This window comes from Idiomarina sp. T82-3, assembly GCF_001577655.1.
In the GTDB taxonomy this organism is placed as follows: domain Bacteria; phylum Pseudomonadota; class Gammaproteobacteria; order Enterobacterales; family Alteromonadaceae; genus Idiomarina; species Idiomarina baltica.
Map to the genome: position 1 here is coordinate 1 of NZ_LSBQ01000006.1, position 18,870 is coordinate 18,870.

The 18,870-nt window shown below is 46.3% G+C and carries 15 protein-coding genes and 1 tRNA gene; 10 read left to right on the plus strand and 6 right to left on the minus strand.

Translation table 11 applies throughout. The features are described 5' to 3' along the window. Positions 1-301 precede the first annotated feature (301 nt). Both AWU56_RS05235 and AWU56_RS05240 read right to left on the minus strand, forming a co-directional pair. Positions 302-3,850 carry a translocation/assembly module TamB domain-containing protein gene (locus AWU56_RS05235; protein ID WP_286681945.1) on the minus strand — a complete coding sequence of 1,183 codons (3,549 nt, stop codon included), beginning with the start codon at positions 3,848-3,850 and terminating at the stop codon, positions 302-304. Between the two features lie 2 nt (positions 3,851-3,852). Continuing rightward, entirely contained in the window at positions 3,853-5,610 is a 1,758-nt protein-coding gene (locus AWU56_RS05240; protein ID WP_286681946.1) for an autotransporter assembly complex protein TamA, read from the minus strand. A gap of 70 nt (positions 5,611-5,680) precedes the next feature. On the opposite strand from AWU56_RS05240, the gene AWU56_RS05245 reads away from it, so the two are divergent. From AWU56_RS05245 to AWU56_RS05275, 7 genes are all read left to right on the plus strand, one after another. Continuing rightward, entirely contained in the window at positions 5,681-6,538 is an 858-nt protein-coding gene (locus AWU56_RS05245) for an HDOD domain-containing protein (RefSeq protein ID WP_286681947.1), read from the plus strand. A 78-nt stretch (positions 6,539-6,616) separates the two neighbouring features. Then, a tRNA-Trp gene (locus AWU56_RS05250) sits at positions 6,617-6,693 on the plus strand. 75 nt (positions 6,694-6,768) lie between these two features. After that, on the plus strand, positions 6,769-7,098 hold the full coding sequence (locus tag AWU56_RS05255; protein ID WP_006956463.1) for a hypothetical protein: 330 nt from the start codon (positions 6,769-6,771) through the stop codon (positions 7,096-7,098). Next, a complete protein-coding gene (rimI, locus tag AWU56_RS05260) occupies positions 7,086-7,526 on the plus strand; it encodes a ribosomal protein S18-alanine N-acetyltransferase (RefSeq protein ID WP_006956464.1) in 441 nt (146 codons plus the stop codon). The genes AWU56_RS05255 and rimI overlap by 13 nt, the downstream gene beginning before the upstream one ends. 9 nt (positions 7,527-7,535) lie before the next feature. Next, a complete protein-coding gene (deoC, locus tag AWU56_RS05265; protein WP_286681948.1) occupies positions 7,536-8,264 on the plus strand; it encodes a deoxyribose-phosphate aldolase in 729 nt (242 codons plus the stop codon). A 9-nt stretch (positions 8,265-8,273) separates the two neighbouring features. Beyond that, complete coding sequence (deoA, locus tag AWU56_RS05270; RefSeq protein ID WP_286681949.1) at positions 8,274-9,596, plus strand: thymidine phosphorylase; 1,323 nt, start codon at positions 8,274-8,276, stop codon at positions 9,594-9,596. Positions 9,597-9,601: 5 nt separating this feature from the next. Then, a complete protein-coding gene (locus AWU56_RS05275; RefSeq protein ID WP_286681950.1) occupies positions 9,602-10,798 on the plus strand; it encodes a phosphopentomutase in 1,197 nt (398 codons plus the stop codon). On the opposite strand, the gene AWU56_RS05280 is transcribed toward AWU56_RS05275, so the two are convergent. Together AWU56_RS05280 and AWU56_RS05285 are read right to left on the minus strand one after the other, a co-directional pair. Further along, positions 10,795-11,409: a methyl-accepting chemotaxis protein gene (locus AWU56_RS05280; RefSeq protein WP_286681951.1), complete on the minus strand. Its 615-nt coding sequence runs from the start codon at positions 11,407-11,409 to the stop codon at positions 10,795-10,797. The genes AWU56_RS05275 and AWU56_RS05280 overlap by 4 nt on opposite strands. Next, a complete protein-coding gene (locus AWU56_RS05285) occupies positions 11,403-12,485 on the minus strand; it encodes a cache domain-containing protein (protein WP_286681952.1) in 1,083 nt (360 codons plus the stop codon). The genes AWU56_RS05280 and AWU56_RS05285 overlap by 7 nt, the downstream gene beginning before the upstream one ends. Positions 12,486-12,669: 184 nt before the next feature. On the opposite strand from AWU56_RS05285, the gene prfC reads away from it, so the two are divergent. Further along, positions 12,670-14,268 carry a peptide chain release factor 3 gene (gene prfC / locus AWU56_RS05290; RefSeq protein ID WP_006956469.1) on the plus strand — a complete coding sequence of 533 codons (1,599 nt, stop codon included), beginning with the start codon at positions 12,670-12,672 and terminating at the stop codon, positions 14,266-14,268. Between the two features lie 5 nt (positions 14,269-14,273). Next, entirely contained in the window at positions 14,274-15,047 is a 774-nt protein-coding gene (locus AWU56_RS05295; RefSeq protein ID WP_272977785.1) for a TatD family hydrolase, read from the plus strand. On the opposite strand, the gene AWU56_RS05300 is transcribed toward AWU56_RS05295, so the two are convergent. Next, complete coding sequence (locus AWU56_RS05300) at positions 15,040-15,687, minus strand: hypothetical protein (protein WP_272977784.1); 648 nt, start codon at positions 15,685-15,687, stop codon at positions 15,040-15,042. The two genes, AWU56_RS05295 and AWU56_RS05300, sit on opposite strands and share 8 nt — an antisense overlap. A gap of 35 nt (positions 15,688-15,722) precedes the next feature. Between AWU56_RS05300 and serB the strand changes: the two genes are divergently transcribed. After that, positions 15,723-16,364, plus strand: coding sequence for a phosphoserine phosphatase SerB (gene serB, locus AWU56_RS05305; protein WP_286681953.1), 642 nt, complete (start codon positions 15,723-15,725; stop codon positions 16,362-16,364). Here serB and AWU56_RS05310 read toward each other — a convergent pair. After that, positions 16,361-18,835: a PilZ domain-containing protein gene (locus tag AWU56_RS05310; protein WP_286681954.1), complete on the minus strand. Its 2,475-nt coding sequence runs from the start codon at positions 18,833-18,835 to the stop codon at positions 16,361-16,363. The genes serB and AWU56_RS05310 overlap by 4 nt on opposite strands. Between the last annotated feature and the right edge of the window lie 35 nt (positions 18,836-18,870).

Sequence of the window (18,870 nt, forward strand, 5' to 3'; positions counted from 1 at the left end):
TGCGTCCAAGGCGCACGCTACCACCGCGCCACGTACGTCGCGCATTGTGCGCGACAATCCATATCGCCCCGTGCGCCCAAGGCGCACGCTACGACCGCACCGCGTACGTCGCGCATTGTGCGCGACAACCCACACCGCCCCGTGCGCCCAAGGCGCACGCTACGACCGCGCCCTGTACGTCGCGCATCTTGCGCGACAATACATATCGCCCCGTGCGTCCAAGGCGCACGCTACCACCGCGCCACGTACGTCGCGCATTGTGCGCGACAATCCATATCGCCCCGTGCGCCCAAGGCGCACGCTACCGTTCGATGCTGTAGATGATATCTGCGCCTTGGCTTTCTGTTGATGATGTGGATTCGAACCATAGGTTATCGGTAAAGCGATAACGAAGATAAAAGCTTGAAGTTGATTCAATTAACCCTATGCCATATTTGATATATAGGTTCGGCGAAAGGTATTTCCCAATATAAAGCGACGTGTCGTTGACGTCTGATGTTTCTGAATCGATGGCTACTTCATCCAGACTGAATGTGTCTTTTAATGACTGAGTAAGCGCGCCAGTCGTTTTACCACCGACTAATAAAGCAGCTTGTAGCTCTAGGTTTTGACTTTCGCTATTAGAGGATGGACCGCGACCAAAAAGCAAGTACGAAAGCACACTCGCGTCTGGCATAGCGGGATCAGAGAACAAGTCTAACTCGGGTCGGTTAAGGGTACCCATCACTCTTGCACCCACTGTATTGGGTCCGTCTGTAACTTCCGATAGTGAGCGTGTTACTCGTAAATTTAACGCGGGATTTGATAGCGGACCGCCGTTAAAAATGAATTGGCCACGGTCAATGGAGAGCTCTTGACCGTAAATTTCATAATCGCCCTTGGCCACCGATATTGTGCCATTACCGATAGGCACAGACTGCCCGGTTTGCGCGAGATTCAGAGCGCCTTCTAATCGGCCATTAAAGCCATAGGCATCTACCCGCACATTGTCACCGAGCGTTATCTTTAGGTCAGTTTTAATTGTTCGAGACTGCTCTTTAACCCGTTCGCGTTGTATAACTGTCACGTCCGGAGAAGGAGTGATCGTGGACGATAGGTTAGGAGGTGTAATGTTTGCTTCTGGTATCTTTACTTCACCGTTCAGTGCAATAATATCTTTTGTCAGATTAAGCTTGAGATTAGGGGTGGCAGTGATACGAATTCTTGGTGAATCCATCACAACAAGGTCGGTGCCTTTGAGGTCTAAGGTGCCGGTCAAATCATTTAAGTTAAATTCACCGCTCAAGGTAAAGTCTCCATCACCTACTTTTCCTTCACCAGACAACGTTAGCTGCGGAGAACCTTTGTTGCCGGAAACGTTGACGGTCGTGTCGGAAATTGATGTACCTGTTCGAGTGACTAAGGCATTGGCGATATTAACCCGTGCCGTTGGAGTTAGCAGTATTTGTTCATCCCGAGTTTCAATGGTGACTGCGGCATCTAAAGAGCCATTTACTTGAGCAACTTGGTTGGTAAAAGTTTGTACGATACTCAAGTCGTCCAGTTGGGCTTTAATCGTTCCCTCTAGTGAGGGAGCCTTTAACAGCGATGGAAGTGTTAGGTCAGCTGTAATTTCGGCGCCTGCATCTTCACTCAGTAAATTGAGTCGTGTTGATATGCGTTTTTCATCCGCGCCTTTTGCTATCCGTAATTCAGCTTTCTCGAAGTCAATATGTTGTTCATTTTGTTCGATCCGCATATCGGTAACATTAAATCGACCATCCATTTGATTTACCGAGAGAGCATCGACTAAGTCGACTTCGTTCGTGAGTTCGCCTGAAAGAGAACCGCTTAATGCAAGATTATTTAGAGGCAAAAATGGCTCAACTAAGCTTATAGGAAGGTCTGAAACAGATAATGAACTGGTTAGTCGACGGTCGTTCGTCGTCGCACTCACACAGACGTGCTCGTCTTTTTGACTTACACATAGTTCAGTGAGTTTTACTTGTTGGGGGTTAAATTGATATTCAAGCTTGCTCACTTCTCGTAAGGCAAAACGACCAATATCCGGCTGCTCAATATTGAACGCTGTTATGTTTGCTGTCAGCTCTTTCTCAGTGATTGTTGTATCTGTCGCAAAGGCTAGTGCAATATCTTGATAGCTGAGTTTGAGCTTTGTCGTCTGTTCAGACAAATCACCGTCGAAATTTAAATTGATGTCGTTAAGTCGTCTTTCGCCGATGTTAATGTGTGGCGACTGAACATGCGCGGTAACCTGAGGATCGTTGATAGAGCCAGAGAGGTTACCTTTCGCATTTAGGCTTCCTGACAAATCGAGGTTTGGAACGGGTAGTGCAGCTAAGTCAGTTATATCGACATCAAATTTTAAAGCTGAGCCAGGGCGTAAGTCACCACTAGCGGTTACTGTGTTGCTGCGCCAATTTAACGCAAAGCGATTAATAAAAATGTAGGGTGAGTCATAGCGGACATTCGCGTTTAATTGTATGGGGTCATTTTGCCACTCGCCTTGCAAGTTTGTCTCAAACTGTTGGTTTGCGAGGTTTGCATGTAGCGTACCCGTTATTTGGTTATTGTTTTGTACAACCGTCAACTGTGTAACGTTCAGTTGCTCATCCGTGACGTCGATATCAGCAGCGACCTCTATTTCTGGTTGAGCATTTGTTTTGATCTTGAACTCAGGTAAGACAGAAAGCTCACGTAAAGTCCCCTCAACGAGTAGCCTGAGGTCACTAATCGAAGTACCTCGAAGTCGCTCCGTGTTAAGTTGCTTACTGGTGACTTCAAGGTCAAATTGAGGCACGGAGTCGAGTGCGATAGCACCCTCGATAGCGAGATCAGCAGCTACTTGACCGTTTAGCGAGACGTTGAGTGGCGTGAACCGAATATGTTGCTTTTGATATAGAACGTAACCGTCGAATTCACCGGTTTGGTCGTTAACAGATAAGTTAAGGCTCGGTGTTATGTCGATTTCATTGAGGCTTCCTTGCGTATTAATATCGCCTTCAATACTCGCGCTCTGAATGCCAGCTATTGCAAAACTCTTTACCCATGGCACCAAATCTGTCTCGGCCACCTCTGTACGCGTTTTAAAATTTAACTGATCCAGAAGCTCGGTCACCGTAAATTTAGTCACACTCTCTATTGAGCCGTTTGTCACTATGCTTCCGTTAAGTGTTTGGATATCGCCCTGAGTTTTGAGTGTCATACTTGTCTGAGGTAAGTCCGGCACATGCATATTCATCGTCGAATCGATTTTAATCGACTCACTGCTATTCAATTGAATGCCAGCATCAACACGTACTTCAGCGTAACGGTGGGTTAGCTTCAAGCCTTCAACCTGCAGTTCACCATTCTGTTGCATTGCTAAACCGCCGGTGACAGACAGCTCTTGTGCAGGTTGATTCGGTAGATGTAGTATCACATCGTTGATAGTTATATTTGATAATACTGCGTCGATAGGTAAGCTGACTCTCGGCCATTTAGGTCCTTCGTTGGTGCTTTCGGTAGACGATGTGCTCGTGCGGATCCAGGCTTCAGCGTTTTTGAAAGTCACCGAATTAATGCGCGCTGTGCCTCTTAACAAGTCGCTTGGCGACCAGTCAACCATTACCTGTTCACTGTGTAAACTAAAGGCTGGACTATCTAACTTTAAACCGTGAAATTCGAATTGATTGAGTAATGTGCCTTTATAACGGCTGAAAGATAGTTGGTCTGGTAAGTACTCACTTAACTTATTAACCAAGTAATGACTTCCTGTTTGTGTGCCTAATACGGAGTAAATCAACACTGTCAGAAGCAGAATTAGGCTTGCTAATCCTAACAAGAAGCCTTTTGCAAGTCGTTTGTACATAGTTATAGATCCGGTCCAATGGTTAAGTGGATGCGCCACGGCTTATTAGGTTCATCAATTGCCTGAGCAAAATCGATACGAACTGAGCCGATAGGCGAAATCCAACGAAAACCAATACCCACACTTTGCTTAAGTGGTTGATTGGGCTCTAACATCGCATTACCAATATCGGTAAATGCTGCGATCCGCCAGTTTTCTGCAAAGCGATAGTCAATCTCAGCACTGGCTACGGCTAAGTAGCGCCCACCGATAACATCGCCAGAACCGTCTTCCGGTCCGAGTTGTTCATAAGCATAACCTCGTACACTTTGATCGCCACCCGCAAAGAAGCGTAAGGAAGGGGGAATCGCTTCAAAGCTATCGGTGTACATCGCGCCAACTTCGGCGCGGGCTAACAAACGCCAACTATCGAGTAAAGGAACCACGGATTTAAGTTCAAATCGTCCACGAATCAAATCTGCTTCCGAAAGTAAGTCACGTGAAGCTGTCTGAATACTGAAATTAGCTCGCCAACCTCGGTTAATATTAATTCGTTCATCAGCCGAGAGAAATCGCCACTCAACAGTAGGAACAAGGAGCTGAGCATTCCCTCGTTGCTCACCAATCTCAAAATCTTCGTTCAACCAGAACGCGCCGATATCGTATTGCCAGTGGTTGAACGCTCGAATTTCTGCTGCGCCAATTTTAATAAGCTGGCTTTCTTGGCTATCTGTTGTCTTATCAGCGAGCTGAGAGCGGAATTGATAGGAGTCCGTTTGCGGGCGCGGTCCTGGAATCTGATATAACGCAGTAAGCCGACTTTCAAATTGTGACAGCTGTAGTTGGCTTTTAAATAGGTGTCCTCTGGGATTAATCCAGCGACGATCAAAGCCTGCACTAATACGCGCGCCGGTATCCGTACCATACCCTAAACCAAAGCGATAATGACTGCGTTGGTTGGGTGTCGTATCGACTTGAATTGGAACCTGGCTTTTGGCAGCTTGATCCCATAATGCATTTACTTGCACTGTTTCAAAATAGCCGCTTTCAGATAGATTAACTTGTAAATCACTCAAGCTACTTGTATTGAATGCTTCGCTTTTTTCAAACCGAGGGTAGCGCTGAAGTAAGTCCTCACTGATGTACTCCGAATTGAACTCAATATCGCCAAAGTGATAGCGTTCGCCGCTGCTAAAAATGGCATCAATGACAGCCGTATTAGTCTCGATATCAACTCGTACATTGGCTTTTTCCCATTCGGCATCGCGATAACCTCGTTGTGCCGCGAGACTGAGTAATTGGGTCTTTATTTGTTCGTAAGGTGCATGTTCAAATACAGCCCCGTGTTTTAACGGTGATTGTGACAACACCGAACGAAATACTTTATCGTCTTCAGCATCCCCTTTAAGTTTCCAGTTAACCCTAGCGATACGAACAGGATCATTTAAGGCTATCGAGTAGCGCGCTTGCCAGCCCGATTCAGTTGAGTCGAGCTGACTCTTTATTTCTACGTTATAATAACCGAATGGCTCAAGAGCGGTGCGAATTTCGTCTTCTGCCCGCTTAAACAGAAAGCGAATTTGAAAAGCACGATAGTCTTTATCTTGATTTAAGTTGGCAATTTGCACGTAACTTTTGATATTGTCTAGCAGCCTGCCTTCGACACCGTCGAACGCCACATCCACCTTCGCTTGAAGATGAGTACAAATAAGCAGGGCGCACAGTGCTAAGAGATATTTAAATTGTTTCTTGATGCGGGTGGACATAATGTTTTTTTTCATGCGGTTAACTACGAAAAATAATCGCACGTTGATCTCTGCAAAGTAAACTCTTGTTGAGGAGATTTATTAAATGCCGGTTGCTTTAAGTTCTGAGCAAAGACAGCAAATTATGCGCATGACGCTTCCGCCGCGTTCTGAAACCCTTGCCGCGTTGAAGCGAGAAGTTGAGCAAGACGAACCTAGTATTGAGAAGATGGCAGAGCTGATAACAAAAGATATTAGTCTTTCTGCCCAAGTTTTAAGCGTCGTTAACTCATCTGCTTATCGACCCGTTCATAAAGTGGAATCGATTAAGCATGCCGTCATGATACTCGGCATCAACCAGTTAATGCCACTGATTAGGGCCGCTTCACTTAAAGCATCCTTAATTAGTCATGGTTTTTTGGCAGACTATTGGCGCTACAACGAATGGACTGCGCAAGCATGTATGGTGGTTGCTCGGTTATTAAAGCGGGAATCACTCGCACATTATGCTTATCAGTTTGGCTTATTCCAAGGCGCGGGAGTACCCCTGTTATATTTAAATTTTGATGGCTACGACGCGTTTGTTAAACAATCTGACCGATTAGGTTGGCGCGAGATCGCAGTAAAGGAAGAAGCATCATTGAATGTTTCTCATGCTGTTGCCAGTGCCGTGCTGGCTCAGTATTGGCAACTACCCGCTACCTTAGTGAAGATGTTCTATTTTTATTATGAGCCGGATGCTTTAACTGAATTTGACGGCAATAAATCGACGATTGACGAGTTGATGGCGATTCATCGATTGGCGCGTTATGCGATTGATAAGCAAACCCGCAGTATTGCCGGCGATAGAGACTGGAAAGTCTTCAGAGAAAACGTAATGATGACTTTTAAACTGTCTGAGCGCGACGTATCGAGACTGGTCGAGGACACGGTAGAAAAGGTCTTTGATTTGTCATCTGATTAAATAAACAGCGATCGGTGTCTATGATGGCAGTTTATGCTTGCTACCTTCAATAAGGTCAGTATAATTCTCGCTTGCAGTAGGGGCGTAGTTCCAATTGGTAGAACAGCGGTCTCCAAAACCGACGGTTGGGGGTTCGAATCCCTCCGCCCCTGCCACTGCTTCCTTTCTTACCTAGCATATCTAAGCGCTCTGCTTTAAACTGCGTAGTAAATTATGCGGAACTAAAGCTGATGAAATTATCAAAACAACAGTCTCAAGTGCTCGATAAAATGGGGATCCCTCGCTGGACGCTGAAGCCACAGTCAGCTCGGGTACCAAGCGACGAGCGAATACATTGGTATCGCGTTGGCTCATTATACTTGAATTCCGCACAACCACTTCCAGTACAATTGCCAAGATGGCTGCGAGACCTAATAATTTTATTTGATACGCGACCCACCGCAGTAAAGCCTCCGCTACAAGCTGATTTAGTCATTTCCGTGGATGAGGTCAATTCAAAAATTAGGACGCCCGCGGCAAAAAAGGCACTCTGGCGCACGATTCAACAATGTCAAAAATAGAGGTAACGCTCACTGAACCCTCCTCGGTGCTGTTTGACATTGAAAAACGAGCACACGCTTACCCATGGTCGGAAATTGTATTTTTTCAGCCCTTGAGTGCAGGCACACTTTGGTGGTCGATCTCGGTGGACAAGCGCATTGTGGGATTTGCAAATACACAGTTAGTCGCAGATGAACTGACATTGCATAATATCGCTATCGATCCGAGGTACCAAGGAAGAGGTTTTGGTAAGTTTTTACTGAACGATATTCTAAATTATGCCGATAAACATAACGCATTGATGTTTTTAGAAGTTAGAGAATCGAATGCGTCGGCGATACATGTTTATCAGCAGGCGGGTTTTTCGATTGTAGGTCGTCGACCTAATTATTACGCATCAGATTCGGGGCGAGAGGATGCCTTGGTAATGCGTAGAGAAATAAGCTAAGAGGTTATTATGAATCAGCAGGCAGCGTTGGCATTTCGGTGCATGGATTTAACGTCATTGGGCAATCAAGATACGCCTGAAATGATTGAAGCACTATGTGCAAAAGCGCGGTATCACGAGCATCAAGTGGCAGCTATTTGTGTTTTTCCTGAGCACGTCACGACTGCAAAACGAGCGTTGAATGCTCAAGTCGGACCGACCGTACCGGTTGCTACTGTAACCAATTTCCCTCAAGGGAGTACTGACGTTGTACGAGCGGTTGAAGAAACCCAACGAGCGCTTGCTGCAGGCGCTGATGAGATTGATGTTGTACTGCCGTATCACGCGTTGTTGGCGGGTGATAAAAAAGTGTGCGAACAGCTTGTTGGTAGCGTGAAAGACGCGTGCGGTGATACTGCGTTACTCAAGGTTATTATTGAAAGCGGTGAACTACAAACCGCAGCGCAAATACGCCTTGCAAGCCAGTTGAGCATTGCTAATGGTGCCGATTTTATCAAAACATCGACAGGGAAAGTGCCTATCAACGCGACGCTAATGGCGGCTAAGGAAATGCTTCACGTCATAGCAACGGATAATCTTGCATGTGGATTTAAAGCCGCGGGGCGGATCCGCACACTGGCTGACGCTGTTGAATATTTTGCGCTAGCTGAAAGTATTTTAGGCTCTGAATATCTATGCCCTAAATTCTTTCGCCTGGGAGCCAGTAGTCTACTTACAGATTTGATCGAACACAGCTAGGAGATAACGATGTCGCTTACACGAGAAATTATTCGCGTTAAGCGTGATGGAGGTGAGCTCGATGAAGCCTCACTTGCCGCGTTCATTAAAGGTATTACCGACGAGACTGTGAGCGAGTCACAGATCGCAGCGATGGCAATGGCGATTTTCTTAAATGGTATGTCTGAGCGTGAAACCCGCCTTCTCACGCGCTACATGCGGGATTCTGGGGATGTGCTCAACTGGCACTCGCTAAACCTAGATGGTCCAGTGCTGGATAAGCATTCTACGGGGGGCGTTGGTGACAACGTGAGTCTCATGTTAGGACCCATCATCGCCGCTTGTGGTGGCTATGTTCCTATGATTTCGGGGCGCGGGTTAGGGCATACCGGGGGAACGCTCGATAAGTTTGATTCGATACCTGGTTATCAAACTCATCCGACCAATGACCTTTTCCGCCGTGCTGTCCACGATGTTGGAGTCGCCATAATTGGTCAAACAGGGTCACTTGCTCCCGCCGATAAGAGGTTTTATGCGACTCGGGATGTTACGTCTACGGTAGAGTCGCTTCCCCTTATCACTGCATCGATTTTATCAAAAAAGCTTGCCGAGGGTTTGGATGGTTTAGTGCTTGACGTAAAAGCGGGTAGCGGTGCTTTTATGGATAATGAGCAAAAGGCACGAGAGTTAGCTGATACGTTAGTCCGCGTTGGCTCGCAGTTGGGTGTGCCGACGCGAGCGGTAATCACTGATATGAATCAGCCGTTAGCGCCATGCGCCGGTAACGCGATTGAAGTCAAAAGTGCGATAGATTACCTCTCAGGTAATAATCGCCCCAACCGTTTGCACCAAGTGACGGTGGCGCTTGCGGTAGAGGCGTTGTTAGCTGGGGGCCTTGCAGATAACTCGGACAGCGCGAAGGAGAGTGTCAATAGGGTGCTAGAGTCAGGTAAAGCGCTGGAAGTATTCGAGAAAATGGTACATACGTTAGGCGGACCTCATGATCTGATTGAACGTATGGAGGATTACTTACCGCAAGCAGAGGTGATAAAACCGGTGCTCGCTCAGCAAAACGGTTATATTACGCAAATTCATGCACGGGACTTAGGTAATGCCGTAGTGAGCCTGGGTGGGGGACGCTTAACTTCCATTGATAAATTGGACTATAGTGTTGGCATTTCAGAAATTGCAGAACTCGGTGCAGCTGTTGAAAAGGGACAGCCTTTAGCTGTGGTTCACGCAGCCAATGAAAGTGACTGGCAGCGAGCAGCTAACCAAGTAATAGATACCATCAAAATTGATAGTCAAAAGCCTCAGTTGACCGAGGTAATTTATGCGAGTTTGCAGGAATAATTTGTATGAAACGAGCAATTGTTGTGGTACTCGATTCCTTTGGCTTAGGTGCGGCTCCTGATGCCCACCTATTTGGCGATGAGGGCGCGGATACGCTTGGTCATATAGCGGAACACTGCTTCAAAAATGACCGACCGTTGCGTGTCCCTAATATGGCCAAACTTGGACTTTGGCACGCTCACTATGGTGCAACAGGTAAACAGCTTGTCGAACTCAAGAGCGACATCATGGGTTGCTACGGATGGGCTGCAGAGCGCTCATCTGGGAAAGATACGCCGTCAGGTCATTGGGAGCTAATGGGATTACCTGTCAATTATGACTGGGGTTACTTTTTAAAGCGAGAACACAGCTTTCCCGAAACGTTATTAACTGAATTGTGTCAACGCGCTGGACTGAATGGGGTTTTAGGCAATTGCCATGCTTCGGGTACGCAAATCATTGAACAATTCGGCAAGGCGCATCAGGCCACTGGAAAGCCGATTGTTTACACGTCAGCTGATTCGGTTTTTCAAATCGCAGCTGATGAGGAATTTTTTGGCTTAGACCGTTTATATCAGGTGTGTGAAATTGCTCGCGATTTAGTTGATGAATACAACATCGGTCGTGTCATAGCGCGCCCCTTTGTCGAAGATTCCAACCAAGGTTTCGTTCGCACAAGTAATCGTAGAGACTACGCGACGCCGCCGCACGGGAAAACCTTATTGGATCACGTGATTTCCCACGGAGGTGAAGTGCATGGGGTGGGTAAGATCAGCGATATTTTTGCTGGTCGAGGTATCAGCGCAAGTTATAAAGCCAATGATACAGCGAGTTTAGTCGATAAGACATTGGAATTGATGCAAACTAAACAACAAGACAAATGCTTAATTTTTACTAACCTGGTCGCTTTTGACACGCTTTACGGTCATCGACGGGATGTTGAAGGCTATGCGCGTGAGCTCGAAGATTTTGATAAAAAGTTAGCTGAGCTTATACAGGCGATGCTACCTGATGACTTACTGGTACTGACAGCGGATCACGGTTGCGATCCGACATCGCCTGGCAGTGATCATACCCGCGAGTTTGTGCCTTTGCTCTGTTACAGTCCTCGTTTGAAGGGCCGTTGTTTGGGTCAGCGTCAAAGCTTTGCTGATTTAGGGCAAACGCTAGCCCATTGGTTGGCAGTTGACGCCACGGAGAGTGGCGTCAACATGTTTACTTAATCGACTTTGTAACGCTTGACCAATTGTTCGAGGCGCTGTGCGGTATCGGTTAGCTCACCCATGGTATCGCCTGCTTCGCGCGTACCTTTTGCGGTTCGCTCTGCAATTTCAACGATCGTGGACATATTTTGGTCGATAGTTTGTGATACTGAAGTTTGTTCTTCAGCGGCCGTAGCGATTTGAGCGTTCTGTGAGTTGATGGTGTTCACCGCGTCTAACACTTGTTTAAGCGATTGTTCTACTTCGCCCGCGCGCTCAACGCTTTGACTGCTGCCTTCTCGTATCGCCCCCATGACATCAGACACTTCGTCACTGCTTAATTGCAGTTGATCAATCATCTGCTCAATTTCGTGAGTACTGTCTTGGGTACGTTTAGCCAGTGTTCTTACTTCATCCGCGACCACAGCAAAACCCCTTCCAGCTTCGCCTGCGCGAGCCGATTCGATAGCGGCGTTGAGTGCCAATAAATTGGTTTGATCGGCTATGGAGCGGATCACATCGAGCACACCGCCAATTTGAGCCGACTGATTTGCAAGATTGTCTACCGAATGACTGCCGCGTTCGACTTTATCCGCCAATCCGTGAATAACGTTGACGGCTTGCTTTAACAAGCTTGAGGCGTCGTAAACGAGTTTTTCTGCGTTTTCAGCCGCTCCAGATGCTTCAGATGCGCTTGCCGCAACTTGCTGAGAGGCGGCGGCGAGCTCATTGATAGCGGTCGCACCTGTTCACTTTCTAACTGTTGTTCGCCAACACCGTCCTGAGCTTGTTGAAGCACACTTGATAATTGTTGTGTCGAGTCATTCACCATGGACGCAGATTCGCGGACGCGCACTATTAAATCAGAGACTTGATCACCGAAACGATTAAATGCAGCGCCTAGATCAGCGAGCTCATCATGGCTATCCGTTGCTAAGCGACGTGTTAAGTCACCATCACCTGTGGCTATTTCATCCATCGCTGCCAATGCTTTGGCGAGTGGTCGGGTGATACTACGGACTACGGCCAGGGCGATAAACGCGGTAATTAATAGTGCAATAATGCTAGCTAACAAGGTTTGCCAAAGCGCCTCAGCGATAGATTTCTGAACATTACCCTCGAGTGCTGCTGCGCGTTGCTGTAGACCTTCAACCCAGAATCCTGTTCCGATAACCCAATCCCAAGCTTCAATGTACTCCGCGTAGCCGAGCTTAGGCGCTACACGCTTACTGTTATTCTGCCAATCGTAAGCGACATAGCCTCCTCCGTTTTTCGCTGCTTTAATTAAGTCACGAATAAGGTAAACGCCATTTGGATCCTGAAAGTCATACAAATCGCGTCCATTCAGTGATGGGTTAACGCCGTGTACTACATTGATTCCGTCCGAGTCATAGACGAATAGATACCCGGTATCACCCGAGTCATCAAAGCGCAGTTGCTCGATAATTTGCTTGGCCCGCGCTTGTCGTTCTGCCAATGTGCCTAGGGATGGATCATTAACTAAGTGTTTTATGGAGGAGCGAGCTAAGGCGAGATAGTTTGACAATGAATTACGCGCGTCTTTTTGCATTTGTTCGGTAAATTGATCAACCGCAGCGTCGCCGATGTTATTCGATTGCTGAAAGTTAAACCAAGTTAGGAAGATGGCAATCAATGCGGGTGGTACGAGTGCCAAAATAAATACTTTAGCGCGAATATTGAATCTCATGGGCGTTTCACTTTATTTGGAATGACTTTTAAAATTCTATAACAGACGATTAAGCGCCTCACTAAGACATTTGTCTTGGCTTAGTGAAAAAACTGTAAACTCTGAGTCGCCTCTCGGCATTGTTTCTAACGCTTAAATCAGCGAAAATACTCCCTTTAAATCGGCCGATATGCGAGAAAGTTAAATGTCAGATGTGAGTGTCGCGAAACAAATTAAGCAAGAGGTAGATAAACGTCGTACCTTTGCCATTATTTCTCACCCGGATGCTGGTAAAACCACCATCACAGAAAAAGTGCTCTTGCATGGTCAACAGATCCAAAAAGCAGGCACTGTGAAAGGTAAGAAATCGGGTCAGCACGCGAAATCTGACTGGATGGAAATGGAACAGGAGCGCGGCATTTCCGTGACCACGTCCGTTATGCAGTTTCCATACAACGACTCACTGGTAAATTTGTTGGATACACCAGGTCACGAGGACTTTTCAGAGGATACTTATCGGACGCTCACCGCCGTTGATTCCTGCTTGATGGTGATAGACGGGGCTAAAGGTGTCGAGGATCGTACTATCAAGTTAATGGAAGTTACTCGATTACGTGATACGCCGATTATTACTTTTATGAACAAACTTGACCGTGATATTCGCGATCCCTTGGAATTATTAGATGAGGTCGAGGACGTTCTTAAGATTATGTGCGCGCCGATTACATGGCCCATTGGCTCAGGTAAGAACTTTAAAGGCGTTTATCATTTATTGCGAGATGAAACGATCCTATATAAAACGGGACAGGGCCACACCATTCAAGATGTTGATATTATTAAAGGTATTGATAATCCAGAGCTCGACAAGCGTTTAGGTGTATGGGCAGACGAGTTACGCGAGCAAATTGAGTTAGTGAATGGTGCGTCGAACCCGTTTGATAAAGAAATGTTTTTAGCAGGAGAGCTCACCCCTGTATTCTTTGGTACAGCGCTTGGTAATTTTGGTGTTGACCATATGTTAGATGGATTGGTGGAGTGGGCTCCCAAACCGCAGGCTCGCGAAACAGATGAAGGCGAAGCCGTGACGGCTGATAACGCAAATTTCTCTGGATTTGTATTTAAAATTCAGGCGAATATGGATCCTCGCCATCGAGATCGTGTCGCTTTCTTGCGAATTGTCTCGGGTAAGTATGAAAAAGGCATGAAGATGAAGCAGGTACGTACAGGTAAAGATGTGCGTATCAGTGATGCGCTTACATTTTTAGCCGGTGACCGTGCTCATGTCGAGGAGGCTTATCCCGGCGATATCATTGGTCTGCATAACCATGGCACGATTCAGATTGGTGATACGTTCACGAGTGGTTCTGATTTTAAATTTAGTGGTATTCCAAACTTTGCTCCAGAGTTGTTCCGTCGTATTCGATTAAAAGATCCGCTCAAACAGAAGCAGTTGTTAAAAGGTTTGGTACAACTATCGGAAGAAGGTGCGGTACAGGTATTTCGCCCCTTAATCAGCAATGATCTTATCGTCGGTGCGGTGGGTGTTCTGCAATTTGATGTTGTTGTACATCGACTTAAAACTGAGTATAAAGTGGATGCGATGTACGAAAACATTAATGTTGCTACAGCACGCTGGGTGTCAGGTGATGAGCGAAAAGTAGACGAATTTCGCCGCAAAGCCGAGGCTAACTTGGCGCTTGATGGCGGTGATAATTTAACGTACATCGCGCCGACCATGGTCAACTTGAGCTTAGCGGAAGAGCGTTATCCGGATATCACCTTTAGTCACACGCGAGAGCATTAACGAACATGCGTTTGTACGACACCCATTGCCACTTGGACTTTTCTGCTTTTGATAAGGATCGTTCTCAGGTTGTCGCTGGGGCTCAAAGGGTGGGAGTTGAGCGTTTTATGTTGCTCGGTATAACCGAGCAACAATGGTCGAACTTAATCAAACTATGTGATGACTTCTCACCTGCATTTCGTTTCTCTCTTGGGTTACATCCTTACTTTATCCATCAGCATCAATCGACTCATATCAACGCACTGGCGAGTTGTTTTGAGTCTTTATCAGACTCCGCTCGTGCGCGATGCCAGGCGATTGGTGAAATTGGGTTAGATGCCACCTGTGAACAGCCAAAATTACAAAAAGCGTTGTTAGATCAGCAACTCGTATTAGCAAAAAACTACCAACTTCCGGTTATATTGCATCATCGAAAAACTTTAGATGAGCTGCTTAAATCCGTTCGAGAGAAACGGGTTGAGCACGGCGTGGTACATGCTTTTTCTGGCAGTTATGAACAAGCTGCGGCGTGGGTGGATCAAGGGTTTAAACTCGGCATCGGCGGTACGATTACCTATGAGAGAGCCAAGAAGACTCGAGATGCTATTCAACGTATTGGCGTGGAGCATTTAGTGCTCGAAACGGATGCGCCCGATATGCCTTTGTGCGGATATCAAGGTCGGCGCAACGAACCTAAAAGGGTCGCGCAGGTGCTAGAGAGTTTGGCTAAGCTATTAGAAACCTCCACTGAGGCGATATCGCCAGTGCTCTGGAAAAATAGCACCGCACTGTTTAACTGAAGTGTTTTTGTTTCTGTTTTTTAACCCAGCGTCTATCGCGTATTCGATTAAATCCAAGCACGATTAATCCGCCCGTAATAAGAGCCAGCAAAAGTAATGTCTTGCCTTGTGAGGTGAGTCCTAATAGCGTTTTTTCGTTAGCATGTAAGATCTGATTCTTGTCAAAAGTCACCTGTAAATAGCCTTGATCATCAAACTCATCGCCGATGGGATGAATAAGTACCCAGGGTTCAGGTAGCGTGCTCGGGTAGTCAATAATAGAGCTAGTTTGACCCACGCTGAACTGATTGATGCCGGCAGCATCACGTAGCGTTACTGCCAGCACTCCGGGCTGTTCGTTGAGACGAATGATAAGTTGCTGCAAACCTTCTTGGTTGCCATTAGTTAGAAAAACTTGACTGCCAGCCGCGGTCTGACTCAGCACCCAATTTAAGTGCTCTCGTGTATTTTGTTCAAGTTGTTGTTGTGCCTGGTTCGTGGCAATATTCCAGATACTGTACATGAGTGTGAGAAGCGCAGCAGCTGCCATAAAGCGCAGTAGGCGCTTGAATGCGACCCGAGTTAAACGTTGTAATTTAGCCGTTGAAACACGGTTAATTAGCTCGTTTAAGGTGTATTTGGGCAGTGCGTTTTGCTTCACTCTGAGTTACCTATGCGTGCGGATAAGGAAACCTTATGCTAAACCATTCTGGGTTGATTGTCTTTGATATGGACTCGACCCTGATTTCAATTGAGTGTATCGATGAAATAGCTCATTTGCTAGGGCAGCGTGATGCTGTTGCGGCAATTACTGAACAAGCTATGCGGGGTGAGATTGATTTCGCGGCAAGCTTGAAGCAGCGTGTTTCCCTATTGGAGGGAGTGGATGTTTCGTTGTTTGACTCGCTATTTAACCCGATCCCTTTAACTCAAGGAGCACAACAGCTGATTGATTTCTGTAAACTAAAAAACTGGTACTGTGTTGTAGTCTCAGGCGGTTTCACTTGGTTCTCTGCAAAAGTTGCCGGTGAATTAGGGTTGGATTTACACATTGCTAATGAACTTGAAATGAGCGATAACAGGCTAACGGGCCGCGTATTAGGCGCTATCGTCGATGGCCAAAAAAAGGCTGAAACATTGCAAATGTTGCGTCAGCAATTGCCAGAAGATGTGCCGGTGGTTGCCGTTGGTGACGGCGCAAACGATCAATGGATGTTACGTGCTGCCGACCTCGGTATCGCATTTTGCGCCAAACCGTTACTTCAAGAGGTAGCTGATGTCACCATTAATCAGCCAGATTTAGCACTCATTATTCCGGAACTGGAAAAAAGATTTTAATTTGTCGCTGACAACCACTGTTCTAACCGCTTAGCAGCGACGGCTTGTAGCGACTCGGACAGTTCCAAACTTTGAGTCAATAATGGCGTAACGCTAAAGCTATCGGCAACGCCGAGTACACTATCTAGCTGGCGCTCGACGCGATCAACTTTATATTGTGCGTACGCCGATAAATACTGCATTTCTGCTTCAATGAATTGTCGATCGGGACGTCCCGTGCGGCTTAATTCGATGTTTACGGCGATGATGGTATCGTTGAGTAACGCTTGAATCACGTGATGCTCAATATCATCTAGTGTCACAGTTTCAACATCGAAGGCTAATACAGATACGGTGCGTTTATTTTGGTCATCCCAACCGAGTTGAAAAAGTAGCAACTGGTTCATGGGACGTTCGCTTTTATCTGCGCTCATCAACCATGATTTCCATTTATCTAATAATCCACTGGTGTTTAGCAATGTGGGCAATGTCGCCTTGGGTAATAGCGAATTAGGCATCTGCAGCAAGCGACTCCAGTCTGAAATCACAGGTGGTACACCAATGCGTCCAAGAAAGTCCTCGTTAGTTTTCGTTTGATAAAAAAATAAAGGTACAGCGCTGGCAGCATCGCAGTAAAGATTTCGCAAGCCTAGTTCAAAACCTTTTAACGAGTTATTTTCATATATTTTCGGAAGCCGTTGTTCTCTTTGCTGTATGAATCGAGTAAGAAACTGGGCGGCTGCTCGAGATGCAGGTTGCTCGGACAGCTTTAGATTAAATGCGGTTCGTGATTTATCAACATTGACTATTTGATACTGAACGTCTGTGAGTGGTTCGTTTTTATGGTGTTGCAAGAGCTGCGTAAAACTCACCTGCATTTCTGAGCGATTTGAACCCGGGATAGGCTCGTCGACTTGGATGCGTAAACCGTGCTCGGAAATATCTAGCACCAACCCGTCTCGACTAAATGAACCGCTGCGAACACGACAGCGACTGCGCAAGTGGTAGCGCTGTTCACTACGGAGGTTAACGAACTCTAGTTTGATAGCTTGAGAACGGTGTGGTGGAGATGGAGGATGAACAAATGCACGTAATTTGGCGAGTTCATCTTTATTGTAGCTGAGTCCGCAAAAGGGCTTGATGAGATCAGTGACATCATCAAGAGTTGCGACATAGTCTATTTCTGATAGCGCATGTTGCACGGATTCGGTGAATGGCTGCTCTCTTGAGGGCAAATTGATATGTTGTGGCACAGCCTGAGGTCGCCACGCCTGCTTGTGATTGACTGGGGAAAGACTAAGCCGAAACGCCTGAAAAGATGATTTTTGTACGGCAAAACTAGCAAATGTGTCCCACAATTCTATTTTCTTGAGTTCTTCGACCAGCGCAGAATAAAAGTAGACCTTGCCTTTAGCGACAATATTGAACGTGAGTAGCGTCAGTTCACAGGACTCGTTACGCTCGAGCTTTTTAATCATGTATTGGCTACGGCGTTTGTTGAATATCGGTCCAATTGCGAGTTCATTGGTTTCGTTATACCAATGAGCTAGGGTACTTTCATTATTGTAGGTTGTCAGTACATACTTACATGAAAGCTCTTTTGAGTGGCGTTGCAAATACAGTGTTAGACGTCGCATGCGAGGCAAGTAGAACTGTTCATGAGCTTTATTGAGAAGCGCAATTTCAGTATTGTCGGTGTTAACCCGATAACGGCGTTTATAGCCACTAATGAATCGAGTGATGAATGCGTCAAAGTCCTTATTTAAGTCGCCGTCGGCGCGCTTAAGGGAGATGTACGTACGTTGGTTTTCTTCATTTATTCGTGCTATTTCGTAACGAATCGGTAATTGCGGATCAATGGTGAACTCTTTCGCAAATCCAGTGAAATAGATGTTTGCCTGTTGTCCCACTTGCAATTGCATCTGGCTGCGATCGACTCGAATTCTTAAGCCACCTTGAGAGATGTTGTTGGTAATGGCGCGGCAAGAGGAAGCGCCTTCCAGCTCAATATAAACCTCCACCGTATAATTCATGCGCTCTTCATCGCGGTAGGGATAAAAGCCTAACTTGAATAATTCAAATGCGCTTTCATCGTCAAACGTATCGTCTTCAGCACTCTCAGCTTGCGCAGCTTTTTGTTGCTCATACATAACACGATAGTTATTCTCGGCCTGCATGATTCGTTCATAGGTGTCTTGCGTAAAAACACCATTGTAGTCTCTAAGACCACGCTCAAAAATGTCTCGAGCAACCTCATCTAAGTAATGCACCCGTCCGCGGTGTTCTATGCGCCTACAATCGCCATCCACCCGTTTGCGTAAATCGACCGTGCGTGGGCATGCTCGCGTTAAACGACGTACTTCCGCTCTTACTTTGAATTTACTAGGTCCGTCCAACGTTGACGTCAGCAAATTAAAGTGCTTCTCAAAGTCGTCATCCAAAGCAACAAGTTTGAGTTGGTCGATTAGCGGTGATAATTGTAGGTTCGGCATTCTTCTCTTTTATATTTATAATGATGAGCTTAACT

Excerpts from the sequence above, each read along its gene's own strand:
- AWU56_RS05235 (WP_286681945.1), bottom strand. The coding sequence starts at position 3,850 with ATGTACAAACGACTTGCAAAAGGCTTCTTGTTAGGATTAGCAAGCCTA.
- AWU56_RS05240 (WP_286681946.1), bottom strand. The coding sequence starts at position 5,610 with ATGAAAAAAAACATTATGTCCACCCGCATCAAGAAACAATTTAAATAT.
- AWU56_RS05245 (WP_286681947.1), top strand. The coding sequence starts at position 5,681 with ATGCCGGTTGCTTTAAGTTCTGAGCAAAGACAGCAAATTATGCGCATG.
- AWU56_RS05255 (WP_006956463.1), top strand. The coding sequence starts at position 6,769 with ATGAAATTATCAAAACAACAGTCTCAAGTGCTCGATAAAATGGGGATC.
- rimI (WP_006956464.1), top strand. The coding sequence starts at position 7,086 with ATGTCAAAAATAGAGGTAACGCTCACTGAACCCTCCTCGGTGCTGTTT.
- deoC (WP_286681948.1), top strand. The coding sequence starts at position 7,536 with ATGAATCAGCAGGCAGCGTTGGCATTTCGGTGCATGGATTTAACGTCA.
- deoA (WP_286681949.1), top strand. The coding sequence starts at position 8,274 with ATGTCGCTTACACGAGAAATTATTCGCGTTAAGCGTGATGGAGGTGAG.
- AWU56_RS05275 (WP_286681950.1), top strand. The coding sequence starts at position 9,602 with ATGAAACGAGCAATTGTTGTGGTACTCGATTCCTTTGGCTTAGGTGCG.
- AWU56_RS05285 (WP_286681952.1), bottom strand. The coding sequence starts at position 12,485 with ATGAGATTCAATATTCGCGCTAAAGTATTTATTTTGGCACTCGTACCA.
- prfC (WP_006956469.1), top strand. The coding sequence starts at position 12,670 with ATGTCAGATGTGAGTGTCGCGAAACAAATTAAGCAAGAGGTAGATAAA.
- AWU56_RS05295 (WP_272977785.1), top strand. The coding sequence starts at position 14,274 with ATGCGTTTGTACGACACCCATTGCCACTTGGACTTTTCTGCTTTTGAT.
- serB (WP_286681953.1), top strand. The coding sequence starts at position 15,723 with ATGCTAAACCATTCTGGGTTGATTGTCTTTGATATGGACTCGACCCTG.
- AWU56_RS05310 (WP_286681954.1), bottom strand. The coding sequence starts at position 18,835 with ATGCCGAACCTACAATTATCACCGCTAATCGACCAACTCAAACTTGTT.